General features: G+C 71.3%; 11 protein-coding genes. 4 read left to right on the top strand and 7 right to left on the bottom strand.

The window, feature by feature from the left end:
* Positions 1–92: 92 nt before the first annotated feature.
* Positions 93–2,696, bottom strand: a complete 2,604-nt coding sequence (locus ACN28I_RS21515) for a M16 family metallopeptidase (protein ID WP_420943829.1) — start codon at positions 2,694–2,696, stop codon at positions 93–95.
* A gap of 611 nt (positions 2,697–3,307) precedes the next feature.
* On the opposite strand from ACN28I_RS21515, the gene ACN28I_RS21510 reads away from it, so the two are divergent.
* Together ACN28I_RS21510 and hemW are read left to right on the top strand one after the other, a co-directional pair.
* On the top strand, positions 3,308–4,660 hold the full coding sequence (locus ACN28I_RS21510) for a hypothetical protein (protein WP_420943828.1): 1,353 nt from the start codon (positions 3,308–3,310) through the stop codon (positions 4,658–4,660).
* Positions 4,661–4,666: 6 nt separating this feature from the next.
* Positions 4,667–5,890 (top strand): radical SAM family heme chaperone HemW, encoded by a 1,224-nt coding sequence (gene hemW / locus ACN28I_RS21505; RefSeq protein ID WP_420943827.1) that lies wholly within the window; start codon positions 4,667–4,669, stop codon positions 5,888–5,890.
* Positions 5,891–5,915: 25 nt separating this feature from the next.
* Here the strand turns inward: hemW and ACN28I_RS21500 are convergent, their stop codons facing one another.
* The 3 genes from ACN28I_RS21500 to ACN28I_RS21490 form a co-directional block, all read right to left on the bottom strand.
* Positions 5,916–6,551 carry a hypothetical protein gene (locus tag ACN28I_RS21500; protein WP_420943826.1) on the bottom strand — a complete coding sequence of 212 codons (636 nt, stop codon included), beginning with the start codon at positions 6,549–6,551 and terminating at the stop codon, positions 5,916–5,918.
* Between the two features lie 67 nt (positions 6,552–6,618).
* A complete protein-coding gene (locus ACN28I_RS21495) occupies positions 6,619–7,608 on the bottom strand; it encodes a metallophosphoesterase (protein ID WP_420943825.1) in 990 nt (329 codons plus the stop codon).
* A gap of 129 nt (positions 7,609–7,737) precedes the next feature.
* Positions 7,738–13,929 carry an Ig-like domain-containing protein gene (locus tag ACN28I_RS21490; protein WP_420943824.1) on the bottom strand — a complete coding sequence of 2,064 codons (6,192 nt, stop codon included), beginning with the start codon at positions 13,927–13,929 and terminating at the stop codon, positions 7,738–7,740.
* A gap of 286 nt (positions 13,930–14,215) precedes the next feature.
* Here ACN28I_RS21490 and ACN28I_RS21485 point away from each other — a divergent pair, with 286 nt between their 5' ends.
* Both ACN28I_RS21485 and ACN28I_RS21480 read left to right on the top strand, forming a co-directional pair.
* Positions 14,216–15,022 carry a tetratricopeptide repeat protein gene (locus ACN28I_RS21485; protein WP_420943823.1) on the top strand — a complete coding sequence of 269 codons (807 nt, stop codon included), beginning with the start codon at positions 14,216–14,218 and terminating at the stop codon, positions 15,020–15,022.
* A gap of 34 nt (positions 15,023–15,056) precedes the next feature.
* The gene (locus ACN28I_RS21480; RefSeq protein ID WP_420943822.1) at positions 15,057–16,637 is read left to right on the top strand and encodes a DUF4388 domain-containing protein; all 1,581 of its coding nucleotides are present in this window, start codon (positions 15,057–15,059) and stop codon (positions 16,635–16,637) included.
* Between the two features lie 24 nt (positions 16,638–16,661).
* Here ACN28I_RS21480 and ACN28I_RS21475 read toward each other — a convergent pair whose 3' ends face one another.
* The 3 genes from ACN28I_RS21475 to ACN28I_RS21465 form a co-directional block, all read right to left on the bottom strand.
* Positions 16,662–17,405, bottom strand: coding sequence for an Imm52 family immunity protein (locus ACN28I_RS21475; protein WP_420943821.1), 744 nt, complete (start codon positions 17,403–17,405; stop codon positions 16,662–16,664).
* 60 nt (positions 17,406–17,465) lie between these two features.
* On the bottom strand, positions 17,466–19,124 hold the full coding sequence (locus ACN28I_RS21470; protein WP_420943820.1) for a hypothetical protein: 1,659 nt from the start codon (positions 19,122–19,124) through the stop codon (positions 17,466–17,468).
* 253 nt (positions 19,125–19,377) lie between these two features.
* A complete protein-coding gene (locus ACN28I_RS21465) occupies positions 19,378–19,809 on the bottom strand; it encodes a universal stress protein (RefSeq protein WP_420943819.1) in 432 nt (143 codons plus the stop codon).
* Positions 19,810–19,922 lie beyond the last annotated feature (113 nt).

Here is a 19,922-nt window from a genome sequence, read left to right as displayed (position 1 = left end):
GCCGGGCCCCCACTGGGGCCCGGTAACGAAAATCCCCTCTCCCCAGCATGCGGGAGAGGGGATTTTGTTTTTGCGGGGAAGGGCGGCCCGGCTCAGGGGCCGACGTGGGCCAGCGCGCCGCGCTCGAAGTCGATGAGCTGGCGGGCCACCGCGCGCACGTCCTCGGCCGTCACCGCCGCCACGCGCTCGGCGTAGTGGAGGAAGTTCTCCTGGCCCAGGCCGTAGCAGGCATCCAGCGCGAGCAGCGCGGCGCGCGCGCCGTTGCGCTGCAGGCCAATCTCATGGGTGCCGATGAGGTGCTGCTTCGCGCGGGCGAGCTCCGCCTCGGGGATGGGCTCGTCGCGCACGCGGGCCAGCTCCTCGCGGATGCCGGCGAGCGCGGCCTCCACCTTCTCGGGGCTGGTGCCCATGTAGACGGCGAAGTAGCCCGGATCCACGCCCTCGATGGAGAAGCTGCTCACGCTGTAGGCCATGGAGCGCTTGTCGCGCAGCTCCACGAAGAGGCGCCCGCCCTGGCCACTGAGCAGCGTGGAGAGCACCTCCAGCGCGTGCCGCCTCGGGTCGTTCACCCGCACCCCCTTGAAGCCCCACACCAGGTGGGACTGCGCGCGCGCGAGCTGCTTCTTGCTCGAGCGCGGGGCGTCGAGGGGAGGCTCGGGCTTCACCTCGGGCGGAGGCGCCGCGCGGCCGCGGGAGGCGCCGAAGGCCTCGTGCGCGAGGGCGAGCACCTCGTCCGTTCTCACGTCGCCCACCACCGTCAGGGTGAGCTGCGAGGGGTCCATGTACGCGGCGTGGTAGGCGCGCAGCGCGTCCGGCCCCAGCTTCTCCACCGAGGACTGCTCGCCCAGGGAGGACAGCCGGTAGGGGTGCGTGCGGAACATCGTCCGGCCGAAGAGATCGAACGCCACGCCGCTGGGCTTGTCCTCGCGGGTGAGGATGTCCTGCAACAGCAGGGTGCGCTCGCGGGCCACCTCGGCCTCGGGGAAGCTGGGGTTGAGGAGGCAGTCGGCGAAGAGGCGGAAGGCGTCCCGGAAGTAGCGGGAGAGGAACTCGCCGCGCAGGCCCACCGAGTTGCGCCCGCCCTGGCCCGAGAGCGAGCCGGCGAAGCTGTCGATGATGTGGGAGATCTCCTCCGCGTCGTGCGAGGGCGTGCCCCGGGTGAGGCTGCGGCTCAGCAGCGTGGTGAGGCCGTTGTTCTCCTGCCTCTCGTAGCGCACGCCGCCGGGGAAGGCGGCGCGCATGGCGAAGAGGGGCACGGCCCGCTCCTCGCGCACGAGGATGCGCGCCCCGGACGGCAGCCGCTCCTCCACGATTCGGCCGGGGGAGGCGGGCGCGGTGCGGCCCACCTGGAGGGCCGGAGCGGCGGGCGCGGCCTTGGGAGTGCGGCGCTCGGGCGCGGCGGCGGGCTTCTCGCGGGACACCCGGTCGAGAATCTCCTCGGCCTGCTCCGCGCCGAAGGGCGTGCCCGGAGGCAGCAGCCCGGTGACGATGGTGCGCTCGAAGCGCAGGTAGCGCTCGGCCACCTCTCGGATGTGCTCGGGGGTGAGCCGGGCGATGGCCTCGTAGTAGCGCGCCTCCGCCTCCAGCTCCCCCATGGAAGACTGGTAGTGGCCCATCTTGCGCGCCAGGCCCTGCACCGTCTCGCGCTGGTAGACGGCCTCGGCCTCGATGAGGGCCTTCACCGTGGCCAGCTCGTCCGCGGGCACCAGCTCCGTGCGCAGCGTGCTCAGCACCCGCACCGTCTCCTCGAGCGCCTGCGTCAGCGTCGCGGGCGGCAGCGTGAGGCTGGCGGAGAAGAGGCCCGGGTCCCTCGGGGTGTAGGCGTACGCGTGGATGTCGTTGACGAGGCTGCGCTTGCGCTTGACCTCCAGCACCAGCCGCGAGGCCTCACCCTGGCCGGCGAGCATGGCCAGCGCGTCCAGCGCGGGCACGTCCGGGTGGTCCGCCTGGGGAATGGGGAAGGCGAGGTTGAAATACACCTCCTTCACCTCGTCCGGACGCAGCAGCACGCGGCGGCGGGTGGCCTCGGGCTCGCGCGCCCGCGTCACGCCCCCCTCGTAGGGGCGGCCCCAGTCACCGCCGAAAATCTCCTCCACCCACTGGCGCAGCTCCGCCTCGGTGAAGTCTCCCGCGGCCGACAGCACCAGGTTCTTCGGCGTGTAGTGCCGCCGGTAGAACTCGAGCACCTTGTCCCGGGTGAAGCTGCGCACGCTCTCCGCCGTGCCGATGACGGGGAAGCGGTAGGGGTGCTCCTGGTAGGCGGTGGAGAAGAGGTCCCTCGAGGCGCGCCGGGCCGGGGTGTCCTGGCTGCGTTTGATCTCCTCGCACACCACCTCGATTTCCCGCGACAGCTCGTCCGCGTCGAAGGACGAGGCGCGGATGGCATCGCCGAGGATGTCCAGGCCCATGCGGGCGAACTGGCTGGCGATGACGATGTGGTAGACCGTCTGGTCGAAGGACGTCCAGGCGTTGATCTCCCCGCCATGGGCCTCGATGTCGCGGGCGATCTCCCCGGGGCCGCGGCGGGCCGTGCCCTTGAAGAGCATGTGCTCGTGCAGGTGCGCCAGGCCGGCCTGGTCGGGGCGCTCGTCGGCGCTGCCGGCCTTCACCCACACCTGGAAGGCGGCCACCCGGGCGGCGTGCTGCTCATCGAAGACGACGGTGAGTCCGTTGGAAAGTGTGTAGCGCTGAGCCATGGAACGTTCGAACCTGACACCGGCCGTGTGGGTAGGCAAGGCGAGCCGGGGGCCTTTCCGACCAGTCCCTAACGCCCGGAAGTGTTGGCCGCGACCCTGTTGTGAGCCTGGAGACCAGCCGGGGAGGCCCGTGTGCTCATGGCGTGTGGAGCGCTGTGGAGAAGAGGAGGTCCGGGGGTTAACCTCGGCCCTCATGGGGTCGTCGTCAGAGGAGCTGGATCCGCTCGCGGAATTGAGGGAGAGCCTGGAGGAGGAGGCGGCGTCCGTGGGGGCCGCGTCCGCGCGTCCCGCCGCCCCGGGTGTGCCTCCGCCGTTGCCTCCCCGCCGGGGAGCGCCCGCCGCGCCGGCCGCCTTCCGGCCCGCCATATCGCTGCCGTCCGTGCAGTCCGCGTCCTCCCGGGCTCCGGAGCCTCAGCCTCCGCCCATTCCCGCCCGTCCGGTGGGCACGGCGGATCCCTTCTCCGAGCCGGCCGAGCCGCGCCCGGCCCTCGGCGGCGCTCCGGAGGACAAGGTCGAGCACTTCCGCTCGGTGGTGAAGCAGAAGACGGAGACGCTGGCCCGCGCCCGGGCGCTGTACGCCGAGCGGGAGTCCGAGCTTCCAGTCGCTGCGCGTGTCCGAGGCCGCGCTGCGGGGACAGTTGGCGGAGGCGCGCGAGCAGCTCGCCACGTTGAAGGACGCATCGGCGAAGCTGGAGCAGACCTCCGTGGCGCTCTCGCGCGAGGCGGCGCGCACCGGGGTGGCCGAGGCGCGGGTGGCGCAGCTCGAGGGCGAGCTGCAGACGGTGGAGGAGGAGCGCAGGGACCTGTCGCGGGCGCTGGCCGAGGTGGAGGCGGAGCTGCCGCGCCTCACCGGGGAGCTGAAGCACGAGCGGGACTCGCGGGCGGCGCTCGCCGAGGAGCTCATCGGGGCGAAGGAGGCCCTGTCGCTGGCGCAGGACCGGGTGGGCGAGCTGGCGGCCGAGCGCGCGGAGATGCAGGGCGCGCTGGAGGCCGTGCGCGAGCAGTACCAGGCCAACCTGGCCGAGCTGGAGAGCACCAGCGAGCAGCTTCAGGCCGTCCTACGGGAGCAGGAGCTCCTCGAGGCGGAGAAGGTGGGGCTGAAGGCCCGGGTGGCGCAGCTCGAGGCGCAGCTCGCGGAGTCCGAGGGGTCGAGCAGCTCGCTGGAGGAGGCGCAGGCGCGCACCCGCGAGCTGGAGGCCGAGCGCGACGAGGCGCGGGCGGCGTTGGCGGAGCTGTCGCCCCGGCTGGAGGAGGCGGAGGCGGAGCTGGCGTCGGCGCGCGAGTCGCTGGCGCTGAGCGAGGCCGAGGCGGTGCAGCTCCGCGACCGGATGGAAGCGGACGCGGCGGCGCTGAGCGAGGCGGCGGAGCAGGCCGAGGCGCAGGTGGCGGCGCTGCGGGCCGAGCTGGGGGCGGTGGAGGAGGACCGCAAGGACATGGCGCGCGCGCTCGCGGATGTGGAGGCGGAGCTGGGCCGCATCCAGGCGCGGGCACAACAGGACTCGGAGCGCGCGGCGGCGGCCGAGGCGCGGACCGCGGAGCTGGAGGGAGAGCTGACGGCGGTGGAGTCGGACCGCCAGGACATGGCGCGCGCGCTCGCCGATGTGGAGACGGAGCTGGGACGGGTGCGGCAGCAGGTGGAGCAGCAGCAGGACGCGCGCGCGGCGGAGGAGTCGCTCGAGGTGGAGGAGCTGGACGCCGACAGCCGGGCCCGCGATGCCGAGGCTCAGGCGGAGCGGCTGCGGCAGCGGGTGAAGATGCTGGAGGGCGCGCTGGAGGCCTCGCGCGGCAAGAGTGGCCCGGCTCCGGAGGAGTTGGTCGCCGAGCGCGATCAGCTCAAGGAGGACATGGCGGCGATGAAGCGCAAGCTGATGGCGGCGGAGACGGCGCTGGAATCGGCGGCCAGCTACAAGATGAAGGTGGCGAAGCTGGAGGCGCAGCTCGCGCAACTCCGGGGGGCGAAGTAGCGCGGAATGGACTTCGCGGGCCCCATTGATCCCCTCACGGGGACAGCAGCGGCGCGGTTCGGGCTGTACGTGCACTTTCCGTACTGCCTCTCCAAATGCCCCTACTGCGATTTCGCGGTGGCGGTGGTGCGGGAGGTGCCGGAGGAGCGCTACGCGCGCGCGGTGCTGGCGGAGCTGGACACGCGGCTGGCGGCGGAGCCCTCGCTGCGCGGGCGGACGCTGGAGTCCATCTTCCTCGGCGGCGGCACACCGTCCATCTGGCACCCGCGCTGGGTGGCGCTCGTGTTGGAGGGCGTGGCGGCGCGGCTGAAGGTGGCGCCCGGGGCGGAGATCTCCCTGGAGGCCAACCCGAGTGTCGCGGACGCCGAGCGCTTCGCGGGCTACCGGGCCGCGGGCGTCAACCGCGTCTCGCTGGGCGTGCAGTCCTTCGACGATGCGCTGCTGAAGGCGCTGGGGCGCGAGCACACCGGCCCGGGGGCGGTGGCGGCGTACGAGACGGCGCGGCGGGCGGGCTTCGACGTGGTGTCCATGGACTTCATCTACGGGGTGCATGGGCAGACGCGGGCGCAGGCGGAGTCGGATGCGCGCCGGGCCGCGGCGCTCGGGCCCGAGCACCTGTCCACCTACGCGCTGACGGTGGACCGCGAGTCGCTGGCGGTGGCCACGCCGCTGTCCCGGCAGCTCGACAAGGGCGAGGTGGTGCTGCCTCCGGACGAGGAGGTGGTGGAGATGACGAAGGCCATCCGCGACGCCTACGGCGAGCACGGGTTGCTGCGTTATGAAATCTCCAACCACGCCCGGCCCGGGTATGGCTCGCGGCACAACGCGCTCTACTGGACGGGCGGCGAGTACCTCGCGCTGGGCGTGGGTGCCACGGGCATGCTGCTCACGTCCGGGCCCGGCGAGCGGCCCGCGGGCTACCGCTACGTGAACCTGCGCGGCTCGGACGCGTACATGCGCACCGCGGAGGAGGGGAAGCCGCCCGAGTCCAGCCGCGAGGAGCTGAGCCCCCTGGAGCTCTTCGAGGAGCGCCTGGCCATGGGGCTGCGGCTGCGCTCCGGGGTGGACTGGGAGACGGTGTGCACGCGCTACGGGCAGGACCCGGAGCCGCGCCGCAAGGAGATCGCCCGGCTGGTGCAGCACGGCCTGGCGAGGCTCGAGGGCTCGAGGCTCGTGCTCACCGAGGCGGGCGCGGACGTGCACAGCGCCATCAGTGCGCGGCTTCTGTAGTCCCCGTGGCCTGTGAATCCGTCTCCTACCGCCGGTCCGGATTCCGGGGCGCCTTCATCGGCTTGTGCTGGCGGCACCGGGTGGGACGGGGCCCGTCCTTCATCCGGGTGACCACCAGCCCCGCGTACACGTCCGCGTGTTCAGCCAGGTACGCCGCCAGGTCCACCTCGACGACCCGGCCCGCGAAGTGGTCGCCGACGATCCACTTCCCCCCGCCACTGTAGACGCCGGTGTGCCACACCCAGACGGGCCGCTCCTTCAGCAGGCCGATGTGCGGCTCGGCCGGGTTCGGGTCGAAGCCCACGAGTTGCAGCACGTCACCGGCCTGGAGCCTCGAGACCTCCAGCTCCGAGGTGGCGATGGGCGCCATTCCCTCCACCGGCTGCCCCAGCTCACCCGCCGGCACCGACTGCGTCGGGAACACCGAGTAGGACTTCCAGCCGCACTTGCCCACGCGCTCGGCCGCGTAGAAGAGCACGCCCTGGCAGTCGATGCCCTCTCCCGGCCGCCTCATCCGGCCACCGAACTGGTAGGGCACGCCGAGCACCTCGCGCGCCGCCGCGACGAACTTCCCGTTCTTGCCATCCGGCGGCTGGGCGAGCGCGTCGCCGCCGAGGCTGGCCCACAGCAGGACCGTTCCAACCGTTCCGTACCAACGCATGGTGTCTCCCACGAGCTTTGGTGTTCGCGCCGGTTGGATGCTTCGCGCTACCCTCGGAGTTCCACCATCAGGGGCTGCGCTTGCCAGCCGGGGCCGCCGGGGGCGCCACCAGCTCCACGCGGCCGTTGGTATAGAGGGCGGTGACCCGGCCACCGCGAAGCTCCAGCGCCGCGAGGTGGCGGCCGTAACCGGTGCTCAGCCCGGTGTCGATGAACACCGCCTTCCCGCCGAGCCGCGTCCGGATCTTCCCATCGCGGTCCGTGGTGTGTCCCATCACCATCCGCTTCGCGCCAAGACGTTGCAGCACCGCCTCCAGGGCACGCGCCGCTTCCTCCTCCTGCCCCAGCGCGTAGCCGCGGAACCACAACGGCCCCTGCGGGTCCTTGGCCCCTCCGGGCGGGTTGCCGGGGAACAGGTCCTGCCGCACCCAGCGGTTGAGCTCGGCCAGCGTCTTCGCCGGCACCTCCGGGGCGACTCCCCCGTGCACGAAGAGCGTGTCGTTGATGCGCACCACCGCGGGATGCGCGCGCAGCCACTGGCCGTAGCGCCCCTGCGGCCCGTACGCCGCCCGGAGCCCGTTGAGCCCTCGCGGCGTGCCGGGCGCATCCGGCTCCGGGCTCTGGTCCGCGAACGAGGCCATCTCGCCCGGGGCCACGTAGCGCAGATCCCCGAGCATGTTCATCACCTCGTGGTTGCCCAGCAGCGCGTGCACCCGGCCTCCCGCCGCGAGCGCCTCGCCCTCCAGCCGCATCAGCAGCTCGAAGGCCTCCCGCGTGCGCTCCCCCCGGTCAGGGATGTCCCCCGTCTGCACCAGGTGCGCCTTGCCGCCGATCCACCGGCCTTGCTCGTTGATGAGCTTCGCCAGCCGCAGCACTTCCTTCAGCGCGTCCACGTCCCCGTGCACGTCTCCCACCGCCACCACGCGCTCCACTCCCGTGAAGGTATCCGGCACCGCATCCTCCAGGCGGCGCGTGGCCGGAGTGGCCGGGGGCGGCGCCGCCGCCAACAACAGGGGGACCAGCAGGGGTAGGACGAGCGGGCGGAGGGTGAGGGACACGGTGCTTTCCTCGGGGAATCCCTCACCCTAACCCTCTCCCAGCGGGAGCGGGGACTCGAAACGGAAACGGCGCGAGCAGGACGTTTGCCTGCTCGCGCCGTCTGTGTCCGGCCAGGGCCGGGTGCTCCGTTACTTCGCCTGCTCGGTGTCCTCGCCAGCGACCTTCAGGATGTTGAACTCGACGCGGCGGTTGTTCTCACGGCCCGCCGCCGTCTTGTTCGTGTCCACCGGCTTCGTCTGACCGTAGCCCACCGACTCGAGGCGCTCCGCGGCCACGCCCTCCTTGATGAGGAAGGCACGCACCCTGGCCGCGCGCCGCTCCGACAGGTTCTGGTTCTTCGCGGGCTTGCCCTGGTTGTCCGTGTGGCCCTCCACGCGCAGCAGCTCGATCTGCGGGTTGGCGCGCAGGATCGCCGCCACCTGATTCAGCAGATCGAACGACTTGGGCAGGATGACGTCCTTGTTGGTGGCGAAGTACACCTTGTCCAGGATGACGATGCGCTTGGCCTCCAGGCGCACCTTGGACTTGCCCTCGTCAGGGCAGCCGTCGTCGTCCTTCACGCCGTTGATGGTCTCGGGCTCGTTGGGGCACTGGTCCTCCCAGTCCGGCACGCCGTCCTTGTCGTTGTCCGGATCCGGGCAGCCGTCCTCGTCCTGGAAGCCGTCGTTGTCCTCGGGCTGGGTGGGGCACTTGTCCTGACCATCCATCAGGCCGTCCTTGTCCGTGTCCACGGGCATCTCGTCCGGGCAGCCGTCCTCGTCCTGGAAGCCGTTCACGGACTCGGGCTGGTTGGGGCACCGGTCCTTCGTGTCCGGGATGCCGTCTCCGTCGTTGTCCGGATCCGCGCAGCCGTCCTCGTCCTGGAAGCCGTCCAGGTCCTCGGGGCCCTGGGCGCACTGGTCCTTGTCGTCCGCGACCCCATCCTTGTCCGTGTCGGCGGGCGCGGGCGGAGTGGCCGGCTGGGCCGGAGCGCGCTCACCGGGCTGCGTCCAGTCGAGCCCGGCGAAGAGGCGGAAGCCCGGGGTGCCGTAGCCGCGGGAGAGGCCCGGGCCACCGCCCACGTGGGCCGCCAGCCCGGGGCTGATGCGGTACTGCACCGCCGCGAGCAGCTCCAGCGGACGCCCCTCCATGTCCTGGTCCTTCAACCCGAAGGCACCCGCCAGGTTGGCGCGCACCGCGAGCTTCTCGGTCAGGGGCACCTGGGCACCCACCGCGTACATCAGCTCGGTGCCCGTGCGCAGGTTGCGCACCTGCTGCTCGGGCTGGAGGTTGGCGCCCACGTTGGCCACCAGCCGCAGCCCGTTGCCATTGCCCCACTCGCCCACGAGCTGCGGCCGGGCGCTCACGCCCGCGCCGCCGCGGAAGCCCGCGCCGCCCGCGCTGGGCAGCAGCACGGGCACGGCCACGCCCAGGTCGAACCCGCCCGCGTTCAGCAGGTGGGCCTTGGGCACCAGCCGCAGGTCACCCAGGCCCGCGCCGCTCACACCGCCCTGGAAGGCCGGCGTGATGGAGGCGTCGCGCTCGGAGGCCTGGTACGTGAGGGGCACGGCCACGCCCAGCTCGAACCGGTTCCACAGCGAGATGGAGCCCATCAGGTCCACCGTCACCTGGTTGGCGACGATGGAGTAGACGAAGTCGTCCTGACGCGGGTCGAGGAAGCCCAGCGGGTTGCTCGCGTAGTTGACCGAGGCCGCCAGGTGCCAGCCGAGGTGCCCGTCCACCTTGGCGCCATGGACGCCGAGGATGTCGGTGGCACCCGGGCCGGGCTTGTAGCGCTGCACGTCGATGGACTGGGACAGCGGGGACGGCGTGGGACCCTGGGCCTCCACCGCCGGAGCGGACAGGACGCCCACGAGGCCCAGCACCCCACCGGCCAGCGCGGTGCCACGGCGCGAGCCGCGCCGCGAGCGCATGACCGGCATGGCGAGCAGCAGCGCCGCCAGCCACACCAGCGGAGAGGCGCTCCCCGAGGTGCTGCAGCCCCGGCCGGCGATGATGAAGTCGTCCGTGTCGTCCAGCGGGTTGGTGTTGTTCTTCACCTCGTCACCGTCGGACAGGCCACCGTCGTCGGTGTCCGTGTCGCTCGGATCCGTCTCGCCCGAGCCCAGGCGGCCATCGAGGTTCTTGTCCTCCTCACCGTCCTTGAGGCCGTCGCCATCGGTGTCGGCATTCTTCGGGTTGGTGGTGGTGGTGGGGTCCTCGTCCGGCACGAAGTTGGGCGAGCTCGTGTTGGTGCCCGCGGGAGCGTTGGCCCGCGTCACACCCAGCTCGGTGCCGTCCTTGATGCCGTCGTTGTCGCTGTCCGGGTCGAGCGCGTCGATGAAGCCGTCCCCATCCGTGTCGGTGAGGCCGTCCGCGCCATCCATCACGCCGTCGTCATCGCTGTCGTTGTCGTTCGGGTCGAGGCCGAGCTCCGCCTCGCGGACATCGGGGACGCCGTCGCCGTCCGTGTCGCGGTTCACGTCGTCGTCCGCGGGGTCGAGCGGGTTGGTCTCGCCCGGATCCACGACGCCGTTCTGGTTGAGGTCCTCGACGCCATCGGGGACGCCGCCGCCATCGGTGTCGGGGTTCGTCGGGTCGGTCTCGCCCGCGTCCACGACGCCGTCACGGTCCTTGTCCTCGATGCCATCCGGCAGGCCGTCGCTGTCCGAGTCGGTCTTCGTCGGATCGGTCTCACCCGGATCCACGACGCCGTCACGGTCCTTGTCCTCGGTGCCATCGGGGATGCCGTCGCCATCCGAGTCGGTGCTGCGCGGATCGGTCTCGCCCGGGTCCACGACGCCGTCACGGTCCTTGTCCTCGACACCATCCGGGATGCCGTCCCCGTCGGTGTCGGCCTTCGTCGGATCCGTACCGGTGGCGATCTCCACATCGTCGGGGATGCCGTCACCGTCGGTGTCGGTGACGGTCAGGTCGTCCGCGGGGTCGAGCGGGTTGCGCTCACCCGCGTCGATGCGGCCGTTGTGGTTGGTGTCCTCCACGCCGTCGGACACGCCGCCGCCGTCGGTGTCCACCTTGAGCGGGTCCGTCGTGGTGGTGGGGTCCAGATCCGGCTGGAAGATGGCCGTGTTGGTGCCCGTGCCCTGGGGCGCGGTCAGGCCCAGCTCGGTGCCGTCCTGGAGGCCGTCCCCGTCGGTGTCCCGGTTGCGCGGATTGGTCTCACCCGCGTCCACGATGCCGTCGCGGTCGGCGTCCTCGTTGCCGTCCAGGATGCCGTCGTCGTCCGAGTCGTCATCGTTCGGATCCGTGCCGGTGGCCGTCTCGACGTCGTCGGGGATGCCGTCGCCGTCGGTGTCCTTCGCGCCCACCTTGTCGTCGGCGGGGTCGTTGGGATTGCGCTCACCCGCGTCGATGCGGCCGTTGTGGTTGGTGTCCTCCACGCCATCGGACACGCCGCCATCGTCGGTGTCCGAGTCGAGCGGGTCCGTCGTGGTGGTGGGGTCCACATCCGGCTGGAAGATGGACGTGTTGGTGTTCGAGCCCTGGGGCGCGGTCAGGCCCAGCTCGGTGCCGTCCTGGAGGCCGTCCCCGTCGGTGTCCCGGTTGCGCGGGTCGGTCTCGCCCGGGTCCACGTAGCCGTCGCGGTTGGCGTCCTCGTTGCCGTCCGTGATGCCGTCGTCGTCCGAGTCGTCATCGGTGGGGCTGGTGCCGGTGGCCGTCTCGATGCTGTCGGCGATGCCGTCCTTGTCCGTGTCCAGGCCGATGAACCAGGTGTAGGTGGCCGGGGTGGGGTCCACCACGCCGCTATAGGTCCGGGCGCGCACGGCGAAGGTGTGCCAGCCGTCGGTCAGGTCCGTGTAGCTCTTCGGGCTGCCGCACGTCACGAAGGTCCGGCCATCGAGGCTGCAGTCGTAGCTGCCGACGTCACCCCGGCCCAGGGCGTCGAAGGTGAAGGAGACCGTGGTGCTCATGGTCTCCGGCTCCGGCGGAGTGACGGTGAGGATGCGCGTATCCGGCGGCTTCGCGTCGATGGTGAACGGGACGCTCGTCGCGGAGCTGGTGTTGCCCGCAGCGTCCTTGGCGATGGCGCTGACGGTGTGCGCGCCGTCCGCGAGCGGCTCCGGCGCCGGGAACGACCAGTTGCCCGCGCTGTCCGCCACCACCCGGCCGATGACCTTGCCATCCACGCTCACGATGACCGTGGCGTTGGGCTCGGCGGTGCCGGTGAACAGGGGCCGCTGGATGGTGAGGACGGCGCCCGAGGTGGGGTAGGTGATGACGGGCGGGTTGGGCGCCACCGTGTCCACGGTGAAGGTGGTGCTCGCCGGCTGGCTCGGGTTGCCCGCGCTGTCGGTGGCCACCGCGTTGACGGTGTGGGGGCCCTCGGCCAGCGGCGTGGTGCCCGTGCAGGACCAGTTGCCGGAGGCATCGGTGGTCGCGGTGCACAGCACCGTGCCGCCCGAGCTCCTCACGGTGACCGTGGTGCCCGGAAGGGCGGTGCCGGTGTACGTGGGCGTGTTGTCGTGGGTGATGGAGCCCGTGGCCGGCGCGGTGATGACGGGCGTCGGGACGATGGCGACCTCGATGCGCGTGGGGCCGCTGCCGGCCGGGCTGCGCGAGGGCGTCGTCACCGGGTCGATGCCCAGCAGGCCGCCCGCGGTGATGAAGGCCTGGTTCTCCACCTTGCCCACGGTGGTGGACTTCACCCGCATCTGGAAGGAGATGCTGGTGCTCTCGCCCACATCCCCCGGGCTGACGATGCCCTTGATGCTGCCGCCCGAGGTGGGCGTGGCACCCGTGCCCAGGTAGACGGTGAGGGTATGGCGGGAGGAGTCGTAGTGGCCGACGTCGTCTCCCGTGGCGTCGGTCAGCGGACCCGGGGCGAGCGAGTCGCTGGCCGCCACGGTGAGGAGCCGGAGCGAGCCCGGCACGTAGTCGAGCTGCGCGGGCAGCGGGTCCGTGAGGACGGTGTCGCGCGAGTGGTCATCGCCCACGTTGCGGGTGGTGATGGTGTACTCGAGGATGTCGTCCGGGCGGACCGTGCCGTCGGTCCGGGTGACGTTGCGCACCGACTTGAGGGTGTTGGTGAAGTCGGGGGCCTGGGTGGTGATGGAGGTGATGAAGCCGCCCAGCCAGAACTTGTCGCCGCTGGTGTTGACGCGCACCGTGGCCGACTTGGCGCCCGCTGCCACCGTGACGTCCACCACGTCCAGGTCCATGCCGGACAAGCTGCCGGCGGTACCGGTGAGCTGCGGACGGTCATAGCGGTGGCTGATGGGCAGGGTGTCGAGCACCCCGTCGGTGCCGGTGGGCACGCCGGTCAGCGGCGTGTCGGTGCGCACGCTGGTCTTCTTGTTGGTCCACGAGCGCGTGCTGTTGAAGAAGTTGTTGGGCGGGTTGAGGTCGTTGCTGATCAGCGCGCCGTTGAACTCGAACGTGTCGTTGATGTCCGGTGCCGGGTCATCTCCCTCGAAGGCGATGACGCCCAGCTTGGCGTCCTGGGCATAGGCCGGCACGTGGAAGCCGGCCAGCGAGATGGTGGTGCCGGGCGTTCCCGCCACCACGCGCATGCTGTCGAAGAGCTTCAGGTGCCGCTTGTTGGCGGCGGGCTCCTCGTAGAAGACCACCATCCACCAGGCGTCGAAGAGGTACTCGCCCGTCGTGGTGTCGAAGGGAATGGCCTGCACATCGCTCACCTGGTAGACGCCCGCGCCGTACGCCTTCACCAGGTCCGTGATGTCCGCCGTGGACTGGTACTGGTACTCGGCGCCCGGGTCCTGCTGGAAGGCGTAGTCGTCGGCGGTGAGGAACTTCTCGAAGCCGGCCACGCCCGAGCGCGACACCGTGGCGGTGAGGTCCGGCGCGGCGATCTTGTCACCGGCGGCCGAGTTGAAGCGGGTGGCCGCCCAGTAGATGCGCGCGTACACCACCCGGGCCCCGGGGGGCAGGGTGAGCACCGCCTGGCTGCGGGCGTGCAACGGGTTGGGGGAGGTGGGGGTGACGCCCGGCGCGAGGTAGGGCCGGGTGGAGGCCCCGGTGTTCTCGAGCGTCCAGTCGTCCAGGGTCCAGAAGAAGTCCGGGGAGGTGTCACGCCCGGAGCAGCTCGTCTCGCCGAACACGGTGCCGTTGGGCGGCATCCTACCGGTGAGGGGCCGCGGCGTCGTGCTGCGGCAGTCCTGACCGAGCGTGTTCCCGATGAGCGCGAAGTTGCCGTACAGGTCGGCCGTGTAACGCAGCTTGGGGTCCGCGTTGTTGGTGGGCGCTTGCGCCCGCGCGCTGCCGGCCGTCAGCAACACCGCGAGTGCGAGCAGCAGTGCCGGCGCGTACTGCCGCGCGGGCTTCCGGCTCGTGGCCGGGAGTGGCGATAGGAGGTTTCGCATAGGTGCCACGGGGGTTCCGAGGTGGTGGGGATGGCCAGGGCGCCCCCTGTGCAAAGTCGGAGCCACGGGTCATCCGGGTGTTCACCTTATGTCACTTCGATTCCCGGCCGCGAGTTTCGGGCTTGCGCCTGCCTGGACCTCCCCGGTGACGGGTTGGGGCTCCAGGGGTCTGGCCGGGGGGACTTGCTCGCGGAGAGGGCGGGGGAGCGTGGCGGAACGCCCCTGGGGCGAAACGCCACGCCACACCCATGGGGCGGCGTGCGCCCACCTGATATGAGCACCGCCCATGGGCATGAGTTGGCTCCTGTGGATTGTGCTTTCCTCGCTGACGGGCAGCCCGGTGCTGTCCGCCCTGGCGGTGCTGGGCCTCGTCATCGTGGCGGACCGCTACACGGTGGGGATTCTCCCCAGCCCGTTGAGGGCCATTGGCCGGTGGCAGCGGGCCTCGAAGCTGCAGCGGCTGCTGCACTCCAACCCGCACGATCGGCGGGCGCGCTACGAGCTGGCGGACCTGTGGGTGCGGCGGGGGAAGTACGCGGCGGCGGCGGAGGTGCTCAAGCCCAACCTGGAGGCGGGCGACGACGACGTGGGGACGCTGTTCCTGCTCGGCGTGGCGTACCTGGGGGCGGGGGACGCGAAGCGGGGCGAGCTGCTGCTGGACGAGGCGGCGAAGTCGGAGCCGGGCTACCAGATGGGGGCGGTGGACCTGGAGCGCGGGCGCTTCCGGCTGGCGCGCGGGGACACGAAGGGCGCCATCGAGGCCCTGAATCGCCTGCGCGAGGCGCGGCAGGGGACGGTGGAGGGGCGGGTGCTGCTGGCCCGGGCGTTGGACAAGAGCGGCCGGGACGCGGACGCGGCGCTGATGCGCGAGGAGGCCTGGAAGGAGTACGTGGCCGCCCCCAGCTTCCAGCGACGGCGCGAGCGGCTGTGGGCCTGGCGGGCACGCCCCAGCCGGCCGCTTGCCTATGGGGCGATGCTGGTGGTGGTGCTCGCCCTGGGCTTCTCCGTGTTGAGCCGGGTGACGGCCCCGGAGCCCTCGCCGGACGGCTACGGCTACTACGACGACCCGGGCCTGGCGGCCGACAACGAGTGATGTGCGGGGAATCCCCTGCTAGGCTGGAAGTTCCATGTTTCAGACCCCCGCCCAGGTCCTGAGGCAGCGCGAGGGGGCGCTCGCCGAGACTCCATTTCCCCTGCTGTTGCACGCGCTGGCCATCGAGGAGCGCACGTGCACGCTGGAGCTGAAGGTGCGCCAGCGCGAGAAGCGCATCACCTTCGAGGACGGCGCGCCGGTGGCGTGCTCCAGCAACCTGCTGCACGAGACGCTGGGCAAGTTCCTGGTGGAGAAGGGGAAGCTCTCGGAGACGGACTACCAGAAGGCGCTCGCCGAGAGCGTGTCGACGGAAGTGCCCATCGGGGGGCTGCTGGTGCAGAAGGGGCTCATCAGCCCGTTCGATCTGTACAAGCAGATGCAGGCGAACATGGCGATGAAGCTGCTGGACTGCTTCCGGTGGACGGACGCGCGCTTCCGGCTCATCGCGGACATCGAGCCGCCGGACACCAGCGTGCGGATGAACACCTCGCAGCTCATCCTCACGGGCATCGCGACGATGATGCCCTTCGACGAGGTGGCCACGCACTTCACCTTCACGGATGACCGGCACTTCGCGCAGGTGCCGGGCGTGGAGGGGCCGAGGCTGTCCTCGAAGGACGCGCGGCTCTTCCAGGCGCTGCGCTTCCGGCCCACCTTCCCGGAGCTGCAGCAGCGCTCGGGGCTGGACACGGATTCCACGCTGCGCCGGCTGTATGCCTTCTGCCTGCTGGGGCTGGCGGACTTCGCGGAGGAGGTGGACAAGCGCCCGGCGCCGGCCCCCTCGGCGATGGCCGCGGCGCCCATGCCCATGCCGGGCCCCGCGCTGACGCCCCTGCCGGGGACGATCGAAACGGTGGATCCGGCGTCCCTGGTGCCGGCGGCGGCCACGGGCCTGCCGTTCTCGGACGAGGACGAGGCGGTGAAGAACGCGCTGTTGAGCGCCTTCATGTCGCACCGGAGCCAGGATCCGTTCGATCTGCTGGGAGTGCCGGAGGACGTGCAGCCGGTGGCGCTGCGCAAGGCCTTCCTGGCGCTGGCGGACAAGTTCTCGCCGCTGCGCTTCCAGACGGCGGACCTGAAGGAGAAGGCGGAGGGGCTGCTGGTGGGGTACGCGAGGGCGTACGGGGCGCTGTCGGAGACGGAGCAGGCGGCGCTGTGGCGCAAGCGGCGGGCGGCGGCGCGGGAGAAGAAGGTGGGGACGGGGCGGCCGACGACGGCGGAGCAGTTCCGCATCCGGACGGACCTGCTGGACGCGAGCACCCAGTACGAGGAGGCGCGCAAGCGGCTGAAGGCGGAGAACTACGCGGGCGCCTTCGAGTACTTCGAATACGCGTGCGACATCGATCCGAAGCCGGTGTACCGGGCGTACCGGGCGTGGGCGCGCTACCTGATGAAGCCGGAGTCGCACGGGAAGCTGGCGCTGCAGGAGCTGCTGGACGTGGTGAAGCAGGAGCCCGGGTGCGAGGAGGCGTGGTACTTCACGGGCGAGGTGTCGCGAGGCGAGGCGCAGTGGGCGCAGGCCGAGGATGCGTACCGCAAGGCCTTCAAGCTCAACCCGAAGAACCGGCAGTACGTGGACCTCATCCAGGACACGATGAAGCGCGTGAAGCGCTGAAGCGCGGGCGCACCGTGGCGCGTGTCACTCGCTGGCGGGCGGGGGTTCCGGACGTTCGATGAGACCGGCCCGGTCGAGCAGCTCGCGCACGCGGGCGGTGAGGGCCACGTGCTCGGGGTTGTCCGCCGTCATGGGCTCAGGCGAGAGAATCAGGAGCCAGCCCAGCGTGCCCACTGGCTCGATGCGCACGGGCGCGGGCAGCGGCGGCAACCTGCCCAGACGGCGCGACAGGTACGTCAGCCATCCCACTCGCCGCTCCCACTTCCGTTTCTGGGTGAGGTCCACCATTTCAGTGGAGTTGACGAGGGCGTAGTCGGGGTCCCACGCCGTCACCATGCACGTGAGCACCTCGGCCAGCATGGGCGCGCGCAGCAGCCGCTCCCGCACCACGCCCTGCCTGGGGGGGTTGAGCAGGCACGAATTGGGCCCGCCCCACGGCGAGTATCCGCCACACGTCAGGTGGAGTTTCGTGGCCTCCTTCTTGGCGTTCCACACCATCTGGAAGAAGCCCATATCCTCGATGACCTCCCTGCCGATGTCGGTGCGGCTCCTGCCCTTGAGGAAGAAGGCCTCCAACTCCTTCAGCTCCGGGCGCACGGGCCAGCCCGGCAGCTCGCGGGGGAAGCCACGGCCTGGCCCGTACCACTGGGCGAACGTCGGGTCACACCGCGCCAGCATGTGGAAGAAGAGCTCCGCGCGCCGCGCACACTCCAGCGCCGTTTCCTTGCGCGGTCCCCAGTACGCCCCGATGTAGTAGTCCTCTTGCATGCGCGCTCCTTTCTACGGCACGGGCCGCGTGTGGTGGACTAAGGGTTGGCTCGGGAAGGGTCACTGGGGCCGCTTGAGTCGCACGCCGTGCTCGCGCTCCAGGAGGGCCTGTGTTTCGGCGGACACGCCCGTGCCGCGCAGATCCAGCTCGCGCAGCCGCGGCAGTTGGAGGAGCACGGCCATTCCCGCGTCCGTCACGGTGTCGCGCGTGAGATAGAGGGTGCGCAGCGAGCGGGGCAGGTGCGGGAGGCCCGCGTCGGTGATGCGGGTGCTGGCCAGACTGAGCCAGGTGAGCTGGCCCAACCTCGCGAGCAGCGGTGCGCTGGAGTCATCGAGCTTCGTGCCGCCGAGGTCCAGGGAGGAGAGCCGCGGCAACCGTTCGAGCGCGGAGAGCCCCGGGCCCTGGATGGGCGAGGAGCGGACGTAGAGGGTCTCCAGCTCGCGCAACGCGGCGAGGTGCTCGAGCCCCGCGTCCGTCACCTGGGTCTTCACGAGGTGGAGGGAGCGGAGGCGGGGGAAGAGCTGGAGCGCGGCGAGCCCCTCGTCGGTGATGCCGGTGCGGCTCAGGTCGAGGGAGCGCAGGCCGGCGCGCATGCCCATCCGGCGCAGGCCCTCGGCGCCGAGGGGATTCTCGCTGAGCTCGAGCGAGGAGAGGGAGTGCAGGGGCGCGAGTGCCTCCAGGGACGCATCGTCGAGCCCGAGTCCGGAGAGGCCGAGGGACTCGAGCTGCTCGAAGCCCCCGACGACGCGCAACCCGGTGCGGGTGACGGCGGTACGTGACAGGTCCAGCTCGCGCAGCATCCGCAGGGAGGCGAGGTGCTGGAGGCCGGCGTCGGTGAGGGCCGAGTCCTGGAGGTGGAGCACCACCAGCTTCTGGAGGCCGGAGAGCCAGCGGAGCCCGGGGCCTCCGGTGCGCGTCTTGCCGAGCACCAGGGCGTACAGGGAAGTCAGTCCGGAGAGGTGCTCGAGCCCGGCATCGGAGATCCGGGTCCCTCCGAGGTGAAGCTCCTCGAGGGTGAGCAGCCCGGCGAGGTGGACGAGTCCCGCGTCGGTGATGGCGGTCCTCGCCAGTCCGAGCCTGGCGAGCCGGGGCATGTGGCGGAGCGCGGCGAGCCCCGCGTCGGTGATCTCCGTCCCGCTGAGGATGAGCGTGTGCAGGTTGGAGCCGGGGAGCCGCGCGAGCACGGTGTCCCCGGCCATGGTGTCGGAGAGGTCGAGCCACTCCAGATGGGGGAGGCCGGCGAGGAAGTCGAGTCCCGGAGGGCCGACGGCGGTGCTCCCGAGGCCGAGGCGGCGCAGCCCGGTGAGGGTGGCGAGGGGAGGCAGGCCGCGGAGTGACACGGCGGTCTCGTTCAGCAGCAGCTCCGTGAGACGAGTCCTGCCCTCCAGGTGGAGGAGCCCCTGGTTGGTCACGGCGGTGCGCTCGAGGTGGAGGGACTCCAGCGTTTCCAGGCCGCGGAGGGCGGCGAGGTGCGCATCACCCAAAGCCGTATTCGAGAGGTAGAGGGTGGTGAGCCGGGTGCCCTCGACGAGGCGGGAGAGGAGGGCGGGCTCGGGGAGCCCCTGTTCCCCAAAGGAGAGGCCGGGGACCTGGTACTCGCGCAGCACGGAGGCGAGCGCGAGCGCCTCCTCCTCGGTGCGGAGAGGGGCGAGAGGCACGGCGTACCAGGTGCCTTCCGGAGCTGGCTCGGCGGGGAAGGTGCTCGGTGGTGGCAGCACGCTCCGTTCCACGGAGGTGCCATCCGGAAGGAGCACGTAAACGCGGAGAAGCGGACGAGGCGGCTCAGGGACGACGACGGGGGGCGCGGAGGGAGGGGGACGCGGAGCCGTCGCACACGCCGAGGTCAGCAACAGGACGAACAAGAACCGGTGCATCCCCGGAGCCTACTTCCCCTCGCCCTCCGGGAGAGGGACGGGGTGAGGGTGCCACGGCTCCCGGGTTGCCCCCTGAGAGTCGGAGAAGAACGCCGTCTCAGTGCACGACAGTCACCGGCCGTCCCGCGTGCTGAACGACGCGGTCGCTCACGGAGCCGAGCAACCACTTGCCGCCGGGGTTGAGGCCGCGGGCGCCGACGACGATGTGGTCGGCGCCGAGCTTCTCGGCCATGGAGACGATGGTGTCGGCGGGGCGGCCGATCTCCACGATCTTTTCCACCTGGGCCTTGGGCAGATCGGCGGCGACCTCATCGAGCATGCGCCGGACGGCGTCCATTTCCTCGGGGGTGCGCTGGGGCCCGGAGATGAGCTCCGAGTCCAGGAAGCCGAGGGTGAGCATGCGGGGAGGCTCGAGTACGAAGAGGAGACTGATGCGCGAGCCGGTCTGCTGCGCGAGATCATGAGCGAAGCGTGCGGCCTTGCGAGAGGTCTCCGAGCCATCGATGGCGACGAGGATGTGGTGGATCACGTCCGCTCCTTCAGGGAAGCAAGAGGGGGCGAGGGCCCCCATACCGTCAGGGTGGGGCGGGGAGCGTCAGGGGCAAGCCGGAACCCGTTCCCACTGTTGGCGAGGGGGAATGT

The organism is Archangium gephyra (assembly GCF_049060025.1).
Classification (GTDB): domain Bacteria; phylum Myxococcota; class Myxococcia; order Myxococcales; family Myxococcaceae; genus Archangium; species Archangium gephyra_A.
Note: the sequence above shows the minus strand (reverse complement) of the source record. Positions and strands in the feature narration are given on the sequence as shown.